At 43.5% G+C, this 1,073-nt stretch carries 2 protein-coding genes; one reads left to right on the plus strand and one right to left on the minus strand.

Annotation, left to right across the window (positions count from 1 at the left end; genetic code table 11):
* Positions 1-241: Rrf2 family transcriptional regulator (locus tag R7R78_RS24435; protein WP_225474415.1), on the minus strand; the 241-nt coding region annotated here is incomplete at its 3' end.
* Between the two features lie 158 nt (positions 242-399).
* Between R7R78_RS24435 and R7R78_RS24440 the strand changes: the two genes are divergently transcribed.
* Positions 400-1,073, plus strand: a 674-nt coding sequence (locus R7R78_RS24440; RefSeq protein ID WP_225474416.1) for a globin domain-containing protein, incomplete at its 3' end; no start/stop codon positions are given.

Raw genomic sequence — 1,073 nt, forward strand, 5'->3', positions numbered from 1 at the left:
GCACGACACCACCAACGGTGATCTCAGACGCTGGCTTCATCAAGCGAATACCACCGTTTTTACCGCGCACGGTATGCACGTAGCCTAGCTGCCCTAAACGGTTGATTACTTTGACCATATGATTACGAGACACACCAAACAAATCCGTCACTTCGGTGATATTGGTCAGCTCATCTTTTGGCAATGATGCTAAGTAAATCAAGGTTCTCAGCGCGTAATCAGTAAAGCTCGTTAACTGCATGTTCTCTCCCAGAGTGCGACTTAATAGCTCAATGTCAGTGACGAAACAACCAACTTACGCTATCGACAAAAGTGTAAATCTTTTCTTGATCGAAAGATACATTTGAGATACAACTTTAAACATGCATTACAAATACAACTTAAAAATAGGAAGTTCTTATGCTCAGCAATCAAACCATTGAGATCGTGAAAGCGACCGCGCCACTAATCGCAGAAACAGGACCAAAACTGACCGCTCACTTCTATGACCGCATGTTTACTCACAACCCTGAGTTAAAAGACATTTTCAACATGAGCAACCAGCGTAATGGCGATCAGCGTGAAGCGCTATTCAATGCCATCTGTGCATACGCTGCTAACATTGAAAACTTGCCTGCTCTACTTGGCGCAGTGGAGAAAATTGCGCATAAACACACCAGCTTTTTGATCACGAAAGATCAGTATCAAATCGTAGGTAAACATTTGATCGCTACGATTGATGAGTTATTCAATCCGGGCCAAGAAGTTTTAAACGCGTGGGCTGAAGCTTATGGCGTATTGGCTAATGTATTTATCCAGCGCGAAGAGCAAATCTATCAAGCGAATGCATCGCAAGAAGGTGGTTGGCGAGGGCTACGTGAGTTTGAGTTGGTTGGTAAACAATTGGAAAGTGAACACATTTGCAGTTTTGTTTTCAAACCGACGGATGGCAGTAAAGTGACGAAGTACAAGCCTGGGCAGTACCTCGGCATCTACATCAACAGCGATAAGTTTGAAAACCAAGAGATACGTCAATACAGCCTATCTTCTTCGGTTCAAGAGAACACTTACCGCATCTCCGTAAAACGTAAACA

Source organism: Vibrio sp. 2134-1, from assembly GCF_033339495.1.